Below are 19,691 nucleotides of genomic sequence, written 5' to 3' on the forward strand. Positions count from 1 at the left end.
ACCCACTTCGGCGGGATCAGCCCGCTGAAGAAGGTGATGGACTACGCCGCGCAGTACCAGATCAAGTCCGGCTTCCACGGCCCCACCGACATCTCCCCGGTCGGGTTCGCCGCGCAGCTGCACGTGGGCCTGGCGATCCACAACTACGGCATCCAGGAATACATGCAGCACTCGGATGCGACCAACGAGGTCTTCGAACAATCCATGACCTTCGTCGACGGCTACCTCCACCCGGGCGACAAGCCCGGCATCGGCGTCGAATTCAACGAAGAAGCCGCCGCCGCGTTCCCCTACCAGCAGGCCTACCTGCCCTACAACCGCCTCGTCGACGGCACCGTCCATGACTGGTGATCTGGCCATGACTGGTGATCTGATGCCCGCCGGTCCCGCCCACATTGTCGTCATGGGCGTGACCAGTTGCGGCAAAAGCACCGTGGGCGCGGCCATCGCCGGCCGCCTGGGGGCGGAATTCCTCGACGGCGACTCGCTGCACCCGCAGTCGAACATCGACAAGATGGCCTCGGGTACCCCGCTGGACGACGACGACCGGGCACCCTGGCTGGCCGAGGTCGGCAGGCGCTTCGCGGCGTCGGACTCCGGCCTGGTCATCGCGTGCAGCGCGCTCAAGCGTTCCTACCGCGACATCATCCGCAGCGGGGACTCCTCCGTGGTGTTCGTGCACCTGCACGGGACCCGGGAACTGCTCGGCAGCCGCATGGCAGCGCGTCCGGGCCATTTCATGCCGCTCTCGCTGCTGGATTCGCAGCTCGAAACCCTGGAAGAACTCCAAACGGATGAAGCGAGTGTTGTAGTGGATATCGCCACGCCAGTGAACCAGATCGTTGACGACACTGTTGCGGCCCTTGACGGGCTGCAGGGCGGAGCCACCCGGTTCCTGGTGGACCTGAAGGCCGCGCCGTTCAACCTCGACGATGCCGCGATTGCGTGGGTGGAGTCCACCATCGGCTCCATGTCGGACGAGGAAAAGATCGGGCAGCTGTTCATCAACCACAACAACGACTACTCCCCGGAATACCTCGACGGTGTCCTGGAGCAGTATCACGTGGGCGGTATGCGGTACCGGCCGGGGCCGTCGGCCGAGGTGCAGGAGCACATCCGGTACGCGCAGTCCAAGACACGGGTGCCGCTGCTGATCGCATCGAACCCGGAAATGGGCGGCGCCGGCAGTTGCGACGACGGGACGTTCGTCTCGACCCACCTGCAGGCGGGCTCGCACCCGGACAAGGGCATCGCCCGCCAGATGGGGCGCGTTGCCGGGGTGGAGACCGCCGCGCTGGGCTGCAACTGGGCCTTCGCACCGATCGTGGACATCCACTACAACTGGCGCAACACCGTCATCTCCACCCGGGCTTTCGGCAACACCCCGGAAATCGTGGTGGAGCGGGCGAAGGAGTACTTCGACGGCATCAGCGAATCGCCCACCGTGTGCGCCATGAAGCACTTCCCCGGTGACGGCCTGGACGAGCGGGACCAGCACGTGGTCACGTCCTACAACACGTTCGGCTACGAGCAGTGGAACGCGACCTACGGGCACGTGTACCGGGAGATGATCGGCCACGGCGTGCAGTCCATCATGGTCGGGCACATCGGTGCACCGGACCTGTCACGGCATTTCCGCCCGGGCCTCGCGGCGGAGGACATCCTGCCCGCGACCCTGGCGCCGGAACTCCTCCAGGACCTGCTGCGCGGCGAGCTCGGCTTCAACGGGCTGATCCTGACCGATGCGTCCCAGATGATCGGCCTCACCCAGGCCATGAAGCGCAGCGAGCTCGTCCCGGCCACCATTGCGGCCGGGTGCGACATGTTCCTGTTCTTCCGGAACCCGGCCGAGGATTTCGGGTACATGCTGGACGGCTACAAGTCCGGCGTCATCACCGAGGCGAGGCTGCATGATGCCCTGCGCCGGATCCTGGCCCTCAAGGCCTCGCTCGGACTGCACAAGGCCGCGCGGGAATCCCTCGTCCCGCCGGCGGAGGCGCTGGCAAAGATCGGCAGCGAAGCGCACTTGGCCATCGCCGCCGAAATTGCGGACAAGACCGTGACCCTGGTGAAGGACACTGCGCAGAACCTGCCCATCACACCGCGGACGCACAAGCGGATCCGGCTGTACGGCATTTCCGGCGGCTCGGACTTCACCATGGCGGATCCCCTGGCCTACCTCGATGTGGTGGCCGCGGAACTGGAGCGGGCCGGTTTTGAGGTGCACCTCTTCAAGACGGCGGCGCAGCGCAAGGCGGCAGGGGAGGAAGGCGTGAACTTCATGTCCGTCATCTCCGAGGAAGCCACCGGCGACTACGCGGACAAATATGACGCCGCGTTCGTGTTTGCCAATGTGAAGGGCTTCGCGCAGGAGGCAGCGATCCGGATCAAGTGGTCCACGCCGATGGCCGCCGAGATCCCCTGGTACACCACCGAGGTCCCCACGGTGTTCGTCTCGCTCAACCAGCCCAACCACCTCATTGACGTGCCGATGGTCAAGACCGCCATCCACGCCCACGCGGGCACGCCGGCAGCCATCCGGGCCGCCATCGAGAAGATCCAGGGCAAGTCGGAGTTCCAGGGCACGTTCAACGAGAACGTCTTCTGCGACTCCTTCGACACCCGGCTCTGAACCGCGCTGCGTTTTTGACCTGACGCGGCGCAAAATACCCAGCGCTACGAGGATTCCCGTAGCGCAGGGGATTTTGCGCCGCGAAAGCCCGAAACCTGCGCGAAAAACCCCTCCCGCGGCACCCCGCGCAGGCGTAGCGTGGGGCCATGGAGAAGACCGGATGCGCGGTGGTGGGCGGTGGACCTGCGGGGATGATGCTGGGCTTGCTCCTGGCACGGGCCGGGGTGCGGGTGACGGTGTTGGAGAAGCACGCCGATTTTCTGCGCGACTTCCGCGGCGACACGGTGCACCCGTCCACGATCCGGCTCATTGACGAACTCGGACTCGGCCGGGAGTTCCGCCGGTTGCCGCAGAGCCGCCTGAAGAATGTCGTTTTCCCGGTCCCGGGCGGGGCGCCCGTGACCATGGGCGACTTTGACGCCCTGCCGCCGCCTTACAACTACATTGCCATGATGCCGCAATGGGATTTCCTTAACTTCCTCGCCGCCGCCGCAGCCCAGGAGCCGGGGTTTACGCTGCTCATGAGCCACACCGCCACGGGCTTGGTCCGCAACGGAGGCCGTGTCCGCGGAGTCCGCTTCCGGACCGCCGACGGCACACAGGACGAGCTCCTGGCGGACCTGGTGGTTGCCACGGACGGCCGCCATTCCGCGCTGCGCACCGCGGCCGGGCTGGCGCCAAAGGAGTTCCCGGTACCCTTCGACACGTGGTGGTTCCGGCTGCCCCGCTATCCCTCCGAAACGGGTGAGGTGGCCGGGCTCGTGCCGGCGTTCGGCCCCGGCGAGGCGCTGCTGGCCCTGTTCCGCAACGACTACTACCAAATGGGCTACCTCGCCGCCAAGGGCGCCGACGCCCGGATCCGCGCGGAAGGCGTCGAGGGCTTCCGACGGCGGGTGGCGGCCCTCCGCCCGGATCTTGCGGACCGGGTTGACGCCATCGAATCCCTTGATGACCTCCACTGGCTCGACGTGCGGCTGAACCGGCTGCACTCGTGGCACATCAACGGGCTGCTGTTCATCGGGGACGCCGCGCACGCGATGTCCCCGGCCGGCGGCGTCGGAATCAACCTCGCCATCCAGGACGCGGCCGCCGCCGCCGAGTACCTTGCCCCCGTACTGCTCCGGGGCCGGGTGACCACGGCAGACCTGGAGAAAGTCGAGCGGCGGCGCCGGCTGCCCACCGTCATTGTGCAGAGCGTCCAACGGCTCATGCAGAGGGCAGTCTTCGGCCCGATCCTGACCGGGAAGCGGTCGAAGGCTCCGGCCGCGGCATTGTTCTTTGCACGGCACGTTCCGGTGTTCCGCACCATCATTCCCCGCTTCATCGCTTTTGGCCCGCGCCCCGAGCACGCACCGGCCTTCGCGCGGCGGGCCGAACCCCAGCCGCAGCCCTAGCCGTGCTTTCCCCGCCGGCCGGCGCCCCGTCGATTGCTCCGTAACCGCCCCTTGGAGCCTCCAAAAGGGCGCTTACGGAGCAACCGATGCGGTTAGCCGTGCGCCGTGAGGTAGCCGATCAGGCCCTTGACGGTAGCCACCGCCGGGTAGTCGCGCTCCGGAATGTCCACGCCGGTGGCCGTGTCGATCGTTTCCACGAGCCGCAGGAAATCAAGCGAATCGAGTTCCAAATCCTGGCGCAGCCGGGAGTCCTCGTCGACGTCGTCGAGTTCGACGTCAGGGGCCACCGCGCCGATCGCGGCGTGCACCGCCGCGCGGGCGTCCTGTTCGTTCATGGTTCCTCCGGTTTCCTGGCTTTGGGTGTCACAGGTGCTCCGGTTCCTGCAACAGCTCGTTGATCCGGGCGAGGTAACGGGCGCCGCGCAGGCCGTCGCTGACCCGGTGGTCCGCGGACAGCGTAGCGATGGCGGCATGCCGGACCCCGAGGAGCCCGTCCTGGGCCCAGGGCTGTTCCATCACCCGGCCGAAGCCCACCATGGCCACCTGGGGCGGATAGATCACGCCGTAGACACTGTCTACGCCGAGGTCTCCGAGGTTGGTCACGGTCAAGGTTGGATCGGCCATTTCGGCGCGCTGGAGACGCCCCGCACGTGCCCGGCTGACAAGATCCCGCAGCTGCTCCATGAGCACGTCCAGGGGCAGAGTGTCGGCGTCGTGGATTGCCGGGGCCACCAGACCGCCTTGGCGGAGGGCCACCGCGACGCCCAGGTGCACTGCCGCACTGGGACGGAAGCCGTCGTCGACGTAGAAGCCGTTGACCTCAGGGACGTCCCGTGCCGCCAGAGCCGCGGCTTTTAGCAGGAGCGCCGACGGCACCAGCCGGCCGGCGACGGGCCGGTGCGCATTGACCGACTGCATCCATCCGACGGCGGTGCGCAGATCCAGCGTGGTGCTGAGGTAGTAGTGCGGGATGGTCTGCTTCGAGCGCGTCATCAGGGCTCCGATGGCCCGACGCAGGCTGGCAACGCGCTCGCGGGCTTCCGACGTCGGCCTCCCTCTAGCTGGTGTCTCCGGCGCTTCCAGTACGGCCGCGACGCGTTCCGGAGCTGGGGGTTCCGTCGCGGATGCAACCCGACCGGGCTCCGGGGGACCCGGCGTTGGAACTCTGGCTGCTGCGCGCTGCACGTCGGCCACCGTCACGGCGCCGTCCGGGCCGGTGCCGGTCACGGTGGAAAGCCCGATCCCGAGTTCCGCGGCGAGCCGACGCGCCCGCGGCGACGAACGCACCCTGCCCGTCCCGCCGGTCCGGGCCGCCACCGCGTGTTCGACGTCGGCGCGGGTGATGGCCCCGTCCTTGCCGGTGCCCTGGATCCTGCCCGTGTCCACGCCCAGCCGGTGCGCCAGGTGCCGCACGGGAGGGGCGATCGGGGGACCCGCCGTCGGCCCGACCGGCTCAGGGGGCCGCGGCGTGAGAGCAGCGGGTTTCGACGGCGCCCCCGCCGGGGGAGCCGCACGAACTGGAGCCCCGACCTCGGCAGGGGTCTGGGTGATCACGGCCAGCGGGGTTCCCACCGGAACGGTTTCGCCGATGCCCACCAGGAGGTCCGCCACGACGCCTTCCTGGAAGGACTCCACGTCCATGACCGTCTTGTCCGTGTCCACGACCGCCACGAGATCGCCGCGGCGCACATAGTCACCGCGCTTGACCAGCCATTCGACGATCTTGCCGTGCTCCATGTCGGCCCCGAGCGAGGGCATCAGGAAGTCACCCACCGGCGCCTACTGTTGCTTTGGCCGCGGCCACGATCCGTTCCGCGGACGGCAGGGCGGCGAGTTCCAGGTGCTTGGCATAGGGGATCGGCACCTCGGCGCTGCAGACCCTGGCCACCGGCGCATCGAGGTCGAAGAACGCCTGCTCGGTGATCCGCGCACTCACCTCGGCCGACAGGCTGCCGCTGCGCCAGCCTTCATCGACCACGACGGCCCGGTGCGTCCTGGTCACGGAGGAGAGGATGGCGGCGTCGTCGAGCGGGCGGAGCGTGCGCAGGTCCAGGACCTCGGCGTCGATCCCTTCGGCGGCGAGCTGTTCCGCGGCGTCGAGCACCACGGGCAGGGTCCCGCCGTAGGTGATCAGCGAGATGTCGTTGCCGGGGCGTCGGATGGCTGCCGTGCCGATGTCCACCGGGCCGGCGTCGTCGGCCAGTTCCCCGGGGACGTTGTACAGCGAGCCGTGCTCGAAGATCAGCACGGGGTCCGGGTCCTGCAGCGCCGTCCAGAGCATGCCGCGGGCGTCTTCGAGGGTGGCCGGGGCCAGGATCCGCAGCCCCGGGATGTGCGCGTACCAGCCTTCGAGGCTGTGCGAGTGCTGGGCGCCGAGCTGGCGGCCCGCACCGGTGGTCATACGGATCACGAGCGGGACGTGGAACTGCCCGCCGGACATGTGCAGCAAGGTGGCGGCATTATTCACGATCTGGTCGAGCGCCAGGAGGCTGAAGTTGACGGTCATGATTTCCACGATCGGGCGCATGCCGCCCAGGGCCGCGCCGATCCCGGCACCGACGAACCCGGATTCCGAGAGCGGGGTGTCGCGGATCCGGTCCGGGCCGAACTCCTCCAGCAGGCCCAGGCTGACCGCGAACGAGCCGCCATAGGCGCCCACGTCCTCGCCCATCAGGAATACGCGTTCGTCGCGGATCATGGCGTCGCGGATGCCCGCCCGTAGCGCCTCTCGGTAGCTCGATTTCATGGCGTGTCTGCGGCCTTCCCGGCAGGCTGCCCGGCTGTGCCCGCGCCAGTGGCTGTGCCCGCGCCGTCTTCGGCGCCGCGCTCGCTGTAGACAAAGCGGGTCAGTTCCTCCACCGGTTCCGGGGTTCCGGCCTCGGCGAACTCGACGGCGGCCGCGATCTCCGCCTGCGCGTCCGCCTGCAGCTGCTCCCACTCGGCGGCCGAGAGGTGGCCCGCGGACTCCAGCGCGGTCCGCAGCAGCGTGATCGGGTCCCGTTCCATCCACCGCGCCACCTCCTCCTTCGTCCGGTAGCGTTCGGGATCGAACATCGAGTGGGCCCGGAAACGGTAGGTCCGCAACTCCAGGAAGTGCGGACCGCCTCCTGAGCGGACGGCGTCCACCGCGCGGCGTGCACCCTCCTCGACGGCCAGGACGTCCATGCCGTCCACGGCCCACGCGGGGATCTCGTAGCCGGCAGCTTTGAGGGCGATGTCAGTCTGCGATTCGGAACGGGCCAGGGCGGTACCCATGGCATAGAGGTTGTTCTCGCAGCAGAACAGCACGGGCAGCTGCCACAGGGCCGCCAGATTCAGGCTCTCGTGGAATGCGCCTTCGGCCACCGCGCCTTCGCCGAAGAAGCACACCGTGACATTGGAGCGCCCCGCCATCTTGTCGGCCAGTGCCAGGCCGACGGCGAGAGGTAGGCCCCCGGCGACTATCGCGTTGCCGCCGAAGAAGCGGGTGGGGGCATCGAACAGGTGCATTGACCCGCCCCGGCCACGGCAGCACCCCTCAACGTAGCCGTACATTTCGGCGAGGATCGCCTCGGCCGAGACGCCCCGCAACAGCGCGTGCCCGTGCTCCCGGTACGTCGCGACGACGGCGTCCTCCGGTCCCAATGACGCCAGGACGCCGGCGGCGACAGCCTCCTCGCCAATGTAGACGTGCAGGAAGCCGCGGATCTTGGCTGCACTGTACAGCTCGACGCATTTCTCTTCGAGCTGGCGGACGCGCAACATCTGCAGCAGCAGGTGCTGGCCGTGGGCCGCGTCCAAAGGGCCTCCGCGTGGGCTCGCTGTACCGGTCATTTCGGTGCCTGTTCGGTGCTGGCCGGCTCTATGCGGGCCGGGTTTGGCGGGACCGGGGGCGTCTCGATGGTGGAGGTGTCGCCCTCGGGCAGGCCGAGCTCGCGGGCCTTGAGCAGTCGCCGGAGGATCTTCCCGCTGCGGGTCTTGGGCAGTGCGGCGGTGAAGTCAAGCAGCCGCGGCGCGACGGCGGGGCCCAGCCGCTTGCGGGCGAAGCCGATGATGTCCAGGGCCAGCTCCCCGGACGGTTCCCAGCCGGTCCGGAGTTCAACGAAGGCCTTGACCACCTCGCCGGCCACCGGGTCCGGGACCCCGATCACGCCGGCCTCGGCGACGGCCGGGTGCTCCATGAGGGAACTCTCCACCTCGAACGGGCCGATCAGGTGCCCCGACGACTTGATGACGTCGTCGCCCCGGCCCACAAACCAGTAGTAGCCGTCGGCGTCGCGTTTGGCGAGATCCCCGGTCAGGTACCAGCCCCCGGCGAAGCAGCGGCGGTAGCGCTCCTCTTCGTGCAGATAGCCGCGGAACATGGAGGGCCAGCCGGGCCGGAGGGCCAGTTCCCCCATGGAGTCGGGGTCCGTGACCAGCACCGCTTCGCCGTCGCGGATGACGGGCTTGCCGTCCGCATCCCGGGCCACGACGGCGGCCTCGACGCCGGGCAATGGACGGCCCATCGAGCCGGGCCGGATCTCGGTGGCGGCGTAGTTCGAGATCATGATGCCGCCTGTTTCGGTCTGCCACCAGTTGTCGTGCACCGGCTGGCCGAAGGCCTCCTGCCCCCACACCACAACCTCCGGGTTGAGCGGCTCGCCGACGCTGGCGACGAAGCGCAAGGCAGAGAGGTCGTGTCCTGCGGCGCGGTCGGCTCCGGCCTTCATGAGCATGCGCAAGGCCGTCGGGGCTGTGTACCAGACCGTGACTCCTTGCTCGGCGAGGATCCGGTACCACCGGTCGGCGTCCATTTCCTCCTCGTCCACGATGGCCGTCACGCCGTGGCTCAGGGGTGCGATCACGCCGTACGAGGTGCCCGTGACCCAGCCCGGGTCGGCCGTGCACCAGTAGACGTCTCCGGGTTGCAGGTCCAGGGCGAAGGTTCCGGTCGCGTGGTGGGCGGTCACGGCGTCGTGCACGTGTATCGCGCCCTTGGGAGTGCCGGTGGTGCCGGACGTGAAGTGCAGCAGGGCCATGTCCTCCGGCTGGGTGGCCGCGATCTCCCCGTCCGGCGGGGCTTGGCGCATGAGGGCGGCCAGGTCGAGGGTTCCGGGCTCGGGATCGCCGTCGGCGTCGATGAGCAGGACGTGGCGCAACTCCGGGAGCTGCCCGCGCAGCTGGACGATCTTCCTGCGGTACAGCGCCCGCGTGGTGACCAGCGCCCGGCCGGAGCCCAGCGTGAGGCGCTGCCGCACCGGCTCGGGACCGAAAGCGGAGAACAGCGGGCAGAACACGCTCGCGTTCTTGAACGTGCCGAGCACCGCGATGTACAGGGCGGGGCCGCGGCCGGTGAGGGAGAAGACCCGTTCCCCGCGGCCGACGCCAAGGCTGCGCAGGACGCCGGCGAAGCGACTGGTCTGTTCGGCGAGTTCGGCGTAGCTCAAGGAGTGGGTGCTGCCATCGGCCCGGACGAACCGCAAGGCCTCATGTCCTGCCGTGCTGCCGGCCGCGTGCCGGTCCACTGCCTCGTAGGCGATGTTGAGGCCGCGGCCACCGGGGAGTCCGGATAGGGCTCGCCGGGCCTCATCCCAGGTGAAGGCCGCGCACGCCGCGTCATAATCCACCAGGTTCGGCCGGACCCGGAAACTGCCGATGTCTTTGGTGATCGCAGGCCAGCGGATGGATGGTTCGGTTCCTGCCGTCATGGTTCCATCCGACTCCCGTGTGCCGGTGCCGCCCAGAGCAAAAGGTCCCGGACCGACGTGCAAGACCCCGGCTGGGAATCCGCGGCGGACCAGCCACTAAACTGGGAGCCATGACTGCCACCCGTGACTTCGCAGCCGACGCTGCCGCTGCCCGTGCCCGACTGCTGGAACTGATCAAGGAACTGGCCGTAGTCCGCGGCAAGGTCATCCTCTCCAGCGGCGCCGAGGCCGACTACTACATCGACCTGCGCCGCATCACCCTGCAACACGAGGCGTCCAAACTCGTCGGGCAGGTCATGCTCTCGCTGATGGAGGACGCCGGGATCGATTTCGAGTGCGCCGGGGGACTCACCATGGGGGCGGACCCGGTGGGCACGGCCGTCATGCATGCCGCCGTCGACGCCGGCCGCCCGGTGGACGCGTTCGTCGTCCGCAAGGCGCAGAAGTCCTACGGCATGGGACGCCAGGTGGAAGGCCCCTCGGTCGAGGGCCGCAAGGTCCTGGTCCTGGAGGACACCTCAACAACCGGCGGGTCCGCGCTGACCGCCGTCGAAGGCGTCCGCAAGGCCGGCGGCAACGTGGTGGCCGTCGCCGTGATCGTGGACCGCGACACCGGAGCCAAGGAAAAGATCGAGGCCGAAGCCGGCGTTCCGTACCTCTTCGCCTTCGGCAAGGACGAACTGGGCCTCAACTAGCGTTTCTCCCTCAGCTGACGCGGGTGGACGGTGCCTAGGGGGTGACTTATCATTTCTTAAATACCCCCCGTCCGTACCCGCATCTGGAGAAACGCGACATGCTCCCGCCCCCTGAAGACTTGACCGCTGACTCCGTCAACACTGTCGACCAGATCCAGAACCTGATCCTGGACAGCGCAGACTTCGAAGCGTTCCTGAACGAACTCGCGCGTTTTTCCGCGCACCAGGTGGCCGGCTCCGGCGACGACGCGCTGTGCGGAATCACCCTGCTCCGGGACCGTAAGGCCGCCACGATCGGGTGGAGCAGCGACTCCGCCCGCGAAGTGGACGAGATCCAGTACTCACTGTCCCAGGGCCCCTGCCTGACCGCCGCCAAGGAGGAACGGGAAGTCTACGTCCCGGACCTCTTCGACGAGGACCGCTGGGGCCCTGACTACGCCTCCGCCGTCGCCTCGCACGGCCTGCGCTCGGTGTTGTCGGTGCCTTTCCACCTCCAGGGCGAAGCCCAGGCGGCCCTGAACCTGTACTCCGATGTCCCGCACAAGTTCGACGGCGACGTCGCGGTCCGGGCCCGCGGGTACACCCGTGAAATCTCCCAGGCGCTGCGGCTGGCAGTCCGCTTCTCGCTGCACACGGACAGCGCCACGAACCTGCGCGCCACGCTCGAATCCCGGACCGTGATCGACATGGCCATCGGGATCGTCATGGCCCAGAACCGTTGCGACCAGGAAACCGCGGTCCGGATCCTCACCGATGCCTCCAGCAACGGCAACGTCAAACTCCGCGACATCGCCGCCTCACTGGTGCAATCTGTCGGCGGAACGGCTACCAGGACGCACTACGAAGAGCCGAACCGGCGGCAGGCTGGCTGAACCGGCAGCGGCCTATGACTTGTGTGCGACCACAAGCGCGGATACGCTGAATGAGGTTGAGCCGTCGGCCATAGACATCCTTATTTGGAGTACCTATGGACCAAACACTGCAAGCCCACGTCAAACTCGATGTCGTTTCCGACGTCGTCCGGATTAGTGTCCGGGGGAGCCTCACACAAGCCTCCCGCCCCTCCCTGATGCAAATTATCCAGCGCATCCGCCGCATGGGGATCATCTCGCATATCCGCGTCGACCTCGGCCTGGCCGCATTCGTGGAATCAGCGGCGCTGGCCGGCCTGCGCAACGACCTCAACGCAATCGACGGCGGGGCCTCCGGCTCGGAGGTCGCCGGCATGCCGGCTCCCGGTGGAGTCTCCCTGGAACTGACCGCGCACCGCGACGATTCCGCTGCATTGCCACCTCTGGACATGGCCGGGGAATTTACGGCCTCGATCGATCCCTCAGGCACCCGGAAGCTGAACCGGTTCTCCGACGACGAACTCTTCGCCGCGAGCGACTCTGTGTTCGGCCTTCTCGATGATCCCGCTGACATGGCCCGCTCGGAACTCCTGGCGACCTATGACGAGATCGGCATGGAAATCAGCCGCCGCGAGGTCGGCCGCGAGCCCGAACCCGCGTAACCGGCAACGGCGCTTCAACGGCGTGCCAGCGGCGCCAACCGCGACAGTGGCGTGCCAGCGGCGCTTCCACGCTGAGCTTCGGGACCGCTGTATGGTCCGGTTTCTCATCCCCGCCGAAGCGTGGATACGGTAGAGATGTGCCGGCCGAGATGGATCCGAACCATCCGCGAGGCCCCGGTGCTTCCGAGGCCCGCATGCTCCGCCGCGCCGTCGAGCTTAAACGGGTTTCCCGGCGATCGTTCCTGATCGGCGCCGGGTCCGCGTCGCTGCTGGCGGCGGACATGCTGTTCACTCAGCGCGTGCAGGCCGAGCGGCGTGTCAGCCGGATCCTCGAAGTACCTGATGACGTTGCCGAACGGTATTACCCCCACGCCAGCTGGATCCTGTTCCCCGGCTACAAAACGAGCTGGGAAGAAGCCCTGTGGATCCTGAACGCGCTGCGCGGCTCCCTGAACAAGAGGGGCCAGCTCGCCGCCGTCGGGTATTCCAACGAAGGCCTGGACATCGACGAGGTGGTCATCGCCGTGATCGAGCACGTCCGCGCCCACAATCTCACCACCCTCTACTTCTACGGCCATAGTTTTGGCGGCATGGTGGCAACCCAGGTGGCGGCCCGGCTGCGCGAACTGCACGGCGTCGAAGTGGCGTTCATCCTGCTCGACTCCAGCCCGGCGAGTCGGCACGACGTGCTGGACCAGAGCTGGTTCGAGGGTGTGGTGATGCTCTACGAAAGCGGGTTCCGCTTCCCCACAGTGCTGCGCGGCGGCTATGAGCTCGGCGAGAGGATGCTGCACAAGAATGAACGCAGTTGGGGTCAGGTGGTGGACCAGACACTGGAACAGCTGTCCCCGATCGCGCCGTCCAGCGTGCTGATCCAGTCCGAATCCGCCTATATCTTCCACTTTGAGGCCAGCCGTTTCGTCGGGAAGCTGGGCGAAACGAAGATGGCGTTCATCGGCAACCCCCGGGACAAGACGGTGGATTACGAGACCGCCCGGGACACCTGGTCACTGTCCTTCAAAACCAACATGGTCTCGGATGACCTGCGCACCGACGGGGCGAGGCCGGAGCACGCGAGCCCTGGCTGGAGCCCGTTCATCTACCGGCCCATCATCGAAAAACTCCAGGACGACCTCTTCCCGCTGCCGGGCGGCGGCGGGAAGAAGACCGCGTTCTGAGGTATCGCGTTCTGGGGTGTTGCTCAGATCTGGTTCTTGAGGTCCGCCACGGAATTCAGGATCTGGTTCGGCCGGAACGGATACGCGGCGATATCGTCCCGGTGGGTGATGCCGCTGAGCACCAGCACCGTGTGCAGGCCCGCCTCCATGCCGGCGATGATGTCGGTGTCCATGCGGTCGCCGATCATGGCCGTGGTTTCCGAGTGCGCGTCGATCTGGTTCATCGCCGACCGGAACATCATCGGGTTGGGCTTGCCCACAATGTACGGTTCGCGCCCCGTGGCCTTGGTGATGAGGGCGGCGATGGCCCCGGTGGCAGGCATGGGTCCGTCCTTCGAGGGCCCGGTGGCGTCCGGGTTGGTGGCGATGAAACGCGCGCCGGCGAGGATCAGGCGGATGGCCATGGTGATGGCTTCAAACGAATAGGTGCGGGTCTCGCCGAGCACCACGAAGTCGGGGTTCTGGTCGGTGAGGATGAAGCCGGCCTCGTGGAGCGCCGTCGTGAGTCCTGCTTCGCCGATCGTGTAGGCGCGGTTCCCCGACTCCGAGCCGCGGACCTGGTCCTTGAGGAACTGGGCCGTGGCCAGGGCCGAGGTCCAGATGTTCTCCTCCGGGATTTCCAGCCCGGAAGAGCTCAGCCGGGCCGCGAGGTCCCGGGGCGTGAAGATCGAGTTGTTGGTCAGCACGAGGAACCGCTTGGAGGTGTCCACCCAGCGCTGGATCAGCTCCGCCGCGCCCGGGATGGGCTGGTTCTCGTGGACCAGCACGCCGTCCATGTCCGTGAGCCAGCACTCGATTTCCTGGCCGCTGCGGTACATCGAGGCGTACGAACGGCCCTCGTCTGAATCGGTACCATGCTCTTCGCGCTGATCTGCCATGCTGTCCTCCGCCTAAGTGTGCCGCTTCCTGTCACCCAGTCTAATGTTGAGGCGTGACTGAACCCGAGATCCCCGCCCCGTCCCTCCCCGCCGCAGAGGAAGGGCCGGAACCGAAGGCGGAGGTCGGCGTCGGACCCTGGGAAGGCGAAGTTCCCCAGGGCGGGCACTGGGACCCGGACCTGCTGGCGGACGGCGACCGGCGCAACGTGGTGGACAAATACCGCTACTGGAAGCACGAGGCGATCGTGGCCGACCTGGACTCCAAGCGGCACAACTTCCACATCGCGATCGAGAACTGGCAGCACGACCTCAACATCGGCACCGTGGTCCGGACCGCCAACGCGTTCCTGGCCAAGGAAGTCCACATCATCGGACGACGCCGGTGGAACCGCCGCGGGGCCATGGTCACCGACCGCTACCAGCACGTCCGCCACCACCCCACCGTTGAGGACTTCGTGGCCTGGGCGCAGGGGGAGGGGCTGGCGATCATCGGGATCGACATCTTCCCGGACTCGGTGCCGCTGGAGACCTACGAACTGCCCAAGGACTGCGTCCTGGTCTTCGGCCAGGAAGGCCCGGGCCTGACCCCTGAAGTCCACGAAGCGGCGCTGGACACCCTGTCGATCGAACAGTTCGGCTCCACCCGCTCCATCAACGCAGCCTCCGCCGCCGCGATCGCGATGCACGCCTGGATCCGCCGCCACGTCTTCGGCCAGCTCCCGGGCTAAAGCCACTCTTAGGCGTCCGTGGCCCGGGGTTCCGTACCGACAAGCGAGCCGTTGACGTGGATCGCAAACCAGCAGACGCTGTCGGTGCAAGGCGAACGCGCGAGGAGAAGGAAGTGGACCGGAACCGAAGACATCACCGTTGCACGTCGGATGAAGCCGTCCCGTTCGGCAGGGGAGCGGAAACCCGGTGAGCGGGTTTGTGGACAGCGTCCTGAATGTAGACCCGCTGCTGGCCCTGATCATCGTGGGCCTGCTGGTCTTCGCCGAGGACGCCCTCTTCGTCGGCTTCGTTGTCCCCGGGGAGACCGCCGCGGTTCTGGGCGGGGTCGTGGCCGGCCGCGGGGTCCTGCCCTTGTGGTCCGTGATGGTCGTGGTCGTGCTGGCCGCGATCATCGGGGACTCGGCCGGATACGAGGTCGGCAAACACCTGGGACCGAGACTTCTGGGTCTGAAAGTCATGAACAGGCGTCTGGCCAGACTTGAAAAGGCCCAGGATTTCCTGCGCCTCCGAGGCGGTTCGGCGGTGTTCCTGGGCCGGTTTGTGGCATTTTTCCGCGCCGTCATGCCCGCACTGGCCGGCAGCTCACGGATGCCCTACCTGAAGTTTCTGGCCTTCAACGCCGCCGGCGGCCTGGTGTGGGGTGCAGGATTTGTCCTGCTCGGTTACCTGGCCGGGAACTCCTACGAAGCGGCAGCCACATCTGCCGGACGCGGCGTCACCGCGGTGGTCGCGGTAGTCGTCGTGGCCGCCGTGATCACGTGGCGGATCCGGAAAGCCCGCGCCACGCGCACCGCGAGCGGCCGGCGCACCGCCCGCGCCCGGCGCAACGCCAGCGGCCGGCGCAATGCCGGCGGCGGGGCCGGCGCCGGCCAGTCCTCCGGCAGCCCGGAACCATGACCGAAGCGCCCGGCCGCGAGTGTTACAGGGGCCACGTGACCGGAGACACGGCCCCGGCGCAGGAATGGCTAGGATGGTTCCTAGCCGACGAGGTTCCCTCCAGGATCACCAGCCCGCAGACGAAATTCACATTAGGAGTCAGCATGCCCATTGCAACCCCAGAGATCTACTCCGAGATGATCGACCGCGCCAAGACGGGCGGCTTCGCCTTCCCGGCGGTCAACGTCACGTCCTCCCAGACCCTGAACGCCGCCCTGCGCGGCTTCGCCGAGGCCGAGTCCGACGGCATCGTCCAGGTCTCCACCGGCGGCGCAGCTTACTGGTCCGGCGCCGCCACCAAGGACATGGTTGCCGGCTCCCTCGGTTTTGCCGCGTTCGCCCGCGAAGTCGCGAAGAACTACGGCGTGAACATCGCCCTGCACACGGACCACTGCCCCAAGGACAAGCTCGACGGCTTTGTGCTCCCGCTGCTCGCCGCCTCCGAGGCCGAGGTCAAGGCAGGCCGCAACCCCCTCTTCAACTCGCACATGTGGGACGGCTCCGCCGAGACCCTGCAGGAAAACCTGCGGATCGCCCGTGAACTGATCGAGCGCACCGCCGCCGCCAAGATGATCCTCGAGGTCGAGATCGGCACCGTGGGCGGCGAGGAAGACGGCGTCGAGAACGCCATCAACGACAAGCTCTACACCACGGTCGAGGACGCCCTGGCCACCATCGACGCGCTCGGTTCCGGCGAAAACGGCCGCTACATCACGGCGCTGACCTTCGGCAACGTGCACGGCGTCTACAAGCCGGGCGGCGTCAAGCTCCGCCCCGAGATCCTCAAGGACATCCAGGAGCAGGTCGGCGCCAAGATCGGCAAGGCCAACCCGTTCGACCTCGTGTTCCACGGCGGCTCCGGCTCCTCGGACAAGGAAATCGCGGACGCCGTCTCCTACGGCGTCATCAAGATGAACATCGACACCGACACCCAGTACGCCTACACCCGCCCCGTCGTGGACCACATGTTCCGCAACTACGACGGCGTGCTGAAGGTCGACGGCGAGGTCGGCAACAAGAAGCTCTACGATCCCCGCGTCTGGGGCGCTTCGGCGGAGGCCGGCCTGGCCGCCCGCGTGGTCGAGGCCGCCCAGCAGCTGGGCTCCACCGGCAAGACCTTCTAGCCATGTCCGACGAGTTCCGGAAAAACCTGATGGGTCCCGAGCCCACGCTCCTGCCTGCCGAGAGCGAGATCTACCAGCATCTCGCGCTCGGCCAGGAAGCCGTGGACCTCGTGGCGAAGTACCCCACCTCCTCGCTCCTGTGGGCCATCCTCGCCGAGGAGGCCTGGAACGAGGGCCGCACCATCGATTCCTACGCGTACTCGCGGGTCGGCTACCACCGCGGCCTGGATTCGCTGCGCCGCAACGGGTGGCGCGGCGTCGGGCCGATCCCGTGGGAGCACGAACCCAACCGCGGCTTCCTGCGCTCCCTCTACTCGCTTGGCCGTGCGTCCGCGGCGATCGGCGAGCCCGAGGAGCCGGAGCGGATCGAAAAGTTCCTGAAGGATTCCGATCCCGGCGCGAAGGCGGCCATCGAAGCCGAGGGCTGAGGCGCCGCCAAACGACGCAACGCGGGGTCACTTACGGTCCATCCCACCACGGTGGATGGGCCGTAAGTGACCCCGCGTTGCGGTTTAGGCGACGGTTTAACGCGTTAACGTGCGACGGCGGGCTCCCACCTTGAGGTGGGAGCCCGCCGTCGTTTGTGCGTGCGTGGGTCAGCTGGCCTTGGCCAGGCCCGTGCGGGCCATGGCGTCCGCGTAGGCGGTGTGCATCTCCGCCAGGTACTCTTCCTGCCGGGCCGGGGTGCCGGCGAACGCCCGGCCGCTGAGCGAGCGGACCTTGTAGGTCTTCAGGCCGCGGCGCCAGATCATGGGCACTTCGGTCTTGAGCAGCAGGTTGGCCAGGCGGTTGGCCTCGGTGCCGTGGGCGACGATCACGGAGGCGCGGGGAACGAGGGCCAGGAACTTCAGCAGCGGCTTCAGGCCCGCGGAAATCTGGTCCGGCGTGAACTTGCCGTTCGGCTCGCCGGGGACGTGCCACGGGTGGACGTTCCAGGGCATGACGAATTCGGGGCGCAGGCCGAGTTTCCACTGGATGCCCAGCATGCGGGTGGCGGCTTCGTCGTCGCCGGCGGTGATGAAGCCTGACGCGTCAGCGGTGCCGATGTTGGAGTACAGGCTGATGATCCGGCACTCGTCGACGTCGTGCATGGGGTCCACGTAGGGGACAGCGGTGCCAGCTTTGGTTGCCTGGAGGACGTCAAGGAGCTCGTTGACGGGGGCGACGTTAGGTTCGTACCGGCGGCTCAGAAGCTCTTCGCGGAAATTTTCGGTGGCCAGGGCTGTCATATGTTGCTGGGTCTCCTGCGGGATTGGCAAAGCTGCCACACCGGATGCAGGCACGCCGAATACGGGCATGCGGAGCAATGGTGTGGTTTGAAAATGTGGTGTGGACCGATTCCTGGTCGATCCTTATCAGTCTATCAAGCCCCGCGAAATGCGGCGCCGGGCTGGACCCCGCCGGCCAGGTGCTGCTACCAGAGCCGCTGGGTGGCGCGGCGTGCGCCTTCGCCGAGGGCCTCCAGCTTGGCGTAGGCGATTTGGGGATGCACCCTGCCGCCCAGCCCGCAATCGGTGGACGCAATCACGTTTTCACGTCCCACGAGCTCGGCGAAGCGCACGATCCGGTCGGCCACGAGATCCGGATGCTCCACGACGTTGGTGGCGTGTGAGACGACGCCGGGGATGATGACCTTCCCCTCGGGAAGCTTCGCATCCTCCCAGACGCGCCATTCGTGCTCGTGCCGGACGTTGGCCGCCTCGAAGGAGTAGCCGCCGGCATTGACCTGCAGGACTGAGTCGACGATGTCCGCGAACGGGATGTCCGTGGTGTGCGGGCCGTGCCAGGAACCCCAGCAGACATGCAGCCGGATCTGCTCCTGGGGAAGACCGCGCAGCGCCCAGTTCGTTGCTTCGACCCGGAGTTGGATGAACTTCAGGTAGTCCGCCAGGCTCGGCTCGGGGTTGATCTGGTCCCAGCTCTCGGCCAGGGAGGGGTCGTCGAGCTGGACTGTCAGGCCGGCGTCGATGATGGCCTTGTATTCCTCGCGCATCGCGTCGGCGCAGGCGTAGAGGAGTTCCTCGTCGCTGCCGTAGTAATCGTTGGCCACCCGGGCGCACGAACCGGGCGAGAGGGAGGCGATGAACCCCTCGGCGAGCCCGGCCGCGGCCAGTCCGGTCTTGAGGTTGGCAACGTCCGAGGCCACGAGCTCCTGGCCCGTGTACGTCAGTGGCCCGGCGACCTTGGGCTGCGTGACGGCCTTGCGGTGGGCCAGGATCCCGGAGGAGGGGTCGTTGTAGGCGTCATCGAACTTCTGCCGGTCCCGGCGGTCCGGGAAGGAGGTCAGGACGATGTGGCCGGGCGAGGAGCGGTGCACCGTGGCGTCGGCCCAGCGGTCCACGTCGGTCGGTTCCAGGCCGCCGAGCCGTGAGAAGGAGTAATTCCACCAGGCGCCGTAGTCCACGGAGCTGGACATCGTATGCCCGTACTCGCCGTCATTGGGTATGTCGATGCCCAGCTCCTTCTGGCGCTGGACGACGTCCACTACCGAGGTTTCGAGCAGGTCCAGGAATTCGGGCGTGATGCCGTCGGTTTCCTTGGCCTCGTTTGCGGCGATCAGCTCCGGCGTGCGGGGCAATGAGCCGGCATGGGTCACACGGATGTGGTCAGTGGTCCGGGGCATGGCGCGGTTTCCTTTCGGCCGCTCGGGATTCTCACTCCCACTCAATTCCACCTCGCGCCGTCCCGCAAGTGGTGCCCGCTATGTGTCGGGCCTGAGCTGGTGGATGATGCAGCTACGACGAACGCCAGGAAGAAGAACGGCTCGTCCGCCGCGGCGGACGCGTGGCCCTCCTCGCGGAAGCCGCCCTGGCGTTCACCACCTAGGCGGCGCGTCCAAGCAAGGACCCAAAGCGATGCCGGGCACCGATTTCGGCTAAACTTGGGTGGTAAGAGCCCCGGAACTCTGGCGTTGGATACGAACACAGCGATAGATTCGGGGCA

At 67.5% G+C, this 19,691-nt stretch carries 19 protein-coding genes; 11 read left to right on the plus strand and 8 right to left on the minus strand.

Annotation, left to right across the window (positions count from 1 at the left end):
- The 3 genes from AC1DGD_RS17245 to AC1DGD_RS17255 form a co-directional block, all read left to right on the plus strand.
- On the plus strand, positions 1-351 hold a 351-nt coding region (locus AC1DGD_RS17245), incomplete at its 5' end, for an enolase C-terminal domain-like protein (RefSeq protein WP_476857636.1).
- A 7-nt stretch (positions 352-358) separates the two neighbouring features.
- Positions 359-2,632 carry a gluconokinase, GntK/IdnK-type gene (locus AC1DGD_RS17250; RefSeq protein WP_476857637.1) on the plus strand — a complete coding sequence of 758 codons (2,274 nt, stop codon included), beginning with the start codon at positions 359-361 and terminating at the stop codon, positions 2,630-2,632.
- Between the two features lie 146 nt (positions 2,633-2,778).
- Complete coding sequence (locus AC1DGD_RS17255) at positions 2,779-4,026, plus strand: FAD-dependent oxidoreductase (protein ID WP_476857638.1); 1,248 nt, start codon at positions 2,779-2,781, stop codon at positions 4,024-4,026.
- A 92-nt stretch (positions 4,027-4,118) separates the two neighbouring features.
- Here AC1DGD_RS17255 and AC1DGD_RS17260 read toward each other — a convergent pair whose 3' ends face one another.
- The 5 genes from AC1DGD_RS17260 to acsA are packed head-to-tail and all read right to left on the minus strand — an operon-like array spanning position 4,119 to position 9,695.
- Complete coding sequence (locus tag AC1DGD_RS17260) at positions 4,119-4,361, minus strand: acyl carrier protein (protein WP_476857639.1); 243 nt, start codon at positions 4,359-4,361, stop codon at positions 4,119-4,121.
- A gap of 28 nt (positions 4,362-4,389) precedes the next feature.
- Positions 4,390-5,799: a 2-oxo acid dehydrogenase subunit E2 gene (locus tag AC1DGD_RS17265; RefSeq protein ID WP_476857640.1), complete on the minus strand. Its 1,410-nt coding sequence runs from the start codon at positions 5,797-5,799 to the stop codon at positions 4,390-4,392.
- Positions 5,792-6,772 (minus strand): alpha-ketoacid dehydrogenase subunit beta, encoded by a 981-nt coding sequence (locus tag AC1DGD_RS17270; protein WP_230008216.1) that lies wholly within the window; start codon positions 6,770-6,772, stop codon positions 5,792-5,794. The genes AC1DGD_RS17265 and AC1DGD_RS17270 overlap by 8 nt, the downstream gene beginning before the upstream one ends.
- Positions 6,769-7,839, minus strand: coding sequence for a pyruvate dehydrogenase (acetyl-transferring) E1 component subunit alpha (pdhA, locus tag AC1DGD_RS17275; RefSeq protein WP_476857641.1), 1,071 nt, complete (start codon positions 7,837-7,839; stop codon positions 6,769-6,771). Before pdhA ends, AC1DGD_RS17270 begins: the two co-directional genes overlap by 4 nt.
- The gene (acsA, locus tag AC1DGD_RS17280; RefSeq protein WP_476857642.1) at positions 7,836-9,695 is read right to left on the minus strand and encodes an acetate--CoA ligase; all 1,860 of its coding nucleotides are present in this window, start codon (positions 9,693-9,695) and stop codon (positions 7,836-7,838) included. Before acsA ends, pdhA begins: the two co-directional genes overlap by 4 nt.
- Positions 9,696-9,805: 110 nt before the next feature.
- On the opposite strand from acsA, the gene pyrE reads away from it, so the two are divergent.
- The 4 genes from pyrE to AC1DGD_RS17300 all read left to right on the plus strand — a co-directional run bounded on the left by pyrE (position 9,806) and on the right by AC1DGD_RS17300 (position 13,081).
- Complete coding sequence (pyrE, locus tag AC1DGD_RS17285; RefSeq protein WP_476857643.1) at positions 9,806-10,390, plus strand: orotate phosphoribosyltransferase; 585 nt, start codon at positions 9,806-9,808, stop codon at positions 10,388-10,390.
- Positions 10,391-10,488: 98 nt separating this feature from the next.
- A complete protein-coding gene (locus AC1DGD_RS17290) occupies positions 10,489-11,262 on the plus strand; it encodes a GAF and ANTAR domain-containing protein (RefSeq protein WP_230012582.1) in 774 nt (257 codons plus the stop codon).
- 95 nt (positions 11,263-11,357) lie between these two features.
- A complete protein-coding gene (locus tag AC1DGD_RS17295; protein WP_223914539.1) occupies positions 11,358-11,903 on the plus strand; it encodes a hypothetical protein in 546 nt (181 codons plus the stop codon).
- Between the two features lie 149 nt (positions 11,904-12,052).
- Positions 12,053-13,081 (plus strand): thioesterase domain-containing protein, encoded by a 1,029-nt coding sequence (locus tag AC1DGD_RS17300; protein WP_476857681.1) that lies wholly within the window; start codon positions 12,053-12,055, stop codon positions 13,079-13,081.
- A 23-nt stretch (positions 13,082-13,104) separates the two neighbouring features.
- Here the strand turns inward: AC1DGD_RS17300 and AC1DGD_RS17305 are convergent, their stop codons facing one another.
- Positions 13,105-13,959, minus strand: coding sequence for an HAD-IIA family hydrolase (locus AC1DGD_RS17305; RefSeq protein WP_476850487.1), 855 nt, complete (start codon positions 13,957-13,959; stop codon positions 13,105-13,107).
- A 53-nt stretch (positions 13,960-14,012) separates the two neighbouring features.
- Between AC1DGD_RS17305 and AC1DGD_RS17310 the strand changes: the two genes are divergently transcribed.
- From AC1DGD_RS17310 to AC1DGD_RS17325, 4 genes are all read left to right on the plus strand, one after another.
- Complete coding sequence (locus AC1DGD_RS17310; RefSeq protein WP_476857644.1) at positions 14,013-14,687, plus strand: TrmH family RNA methyltransferase; 675 nt, start codon at positions 14,013-14,015, stop codon at positions 14,685-14,687.
- Positions 14,688-14,874: 187 nt separating this feature from the next.
- On the plus strand, positions 14,875-15,585 hold the full coding sequence (locus AC1DGD_RS17315; protein WP_476857645.1) for a DedA family protein: 711 nt from the start codon (positions 14,875-14,877) through the stop codon (positions 15,583-15,585).
- A 143-nt stretch (positions 15,586-15,728) separates the two neighbouring features.
- Positions 15,729-16,748: a class II fructose-bisphosphate aldolase gene (gene fbaA / locus AC1DGD_RS17320; protein WP_476857646.1), complete on the plus strand. Its 1,020-nt coding sequence runs from the start codon at positions 15,729-15,731 to the stop codon at positions 16,746-16,748.
- Positions 16,749-16,750: 2 nt separating this feature from the next.
- Entirely contained in the window at positions 16,751-17,176 is a 426-nt protein-coding gene (locus AC1DGD_RS17325; RefSeq protein ID WP_476857647.1) for a DUF3151 domain-containing protein, read from the plus strand.
- Between the two features lie 168 nt (positions 17,177-17,344).
- On the opposite strand, the gene AC1DGD_RS17330 is transcribed toward AC1DGD_RS17325, so the two are convergent.
- Both AC1DGD_RS17330 and AC1DGD_RS17335 read right to left on the minus strand, forming a co-directional pair.
- The gene (locus AC1DGD_RS17330; RefSeq protein ID WP_028277428.1) at positions 17,345-17,977 is read right to left on the minus strand and encodes a uracil-DNA glycosylase family protein; all 633 of its coding nucleotides are present in this window, start codon (positions 17,975-17,977) and stop codon (positions 17,345-17,347) included.
- A gap of 185 nt (positions 17,978-18,162) precedes the next feature.
- A complete protein-coding gene (locus AC1DGD_RS17335; protein WP_476857648.1) occupies positions 18,163-19,371 on the minus strand; it encodes a cobalamin-independent methionine synthase II family protein in 1,209 nt (402 codons plus the stop codon).
- Between the last annotated feature and the right edge of the window lie 320 nt (positions 19,372-19,691).

This window comes from Arthrobacter sp. 05T45, assembly GCF_056395875.1.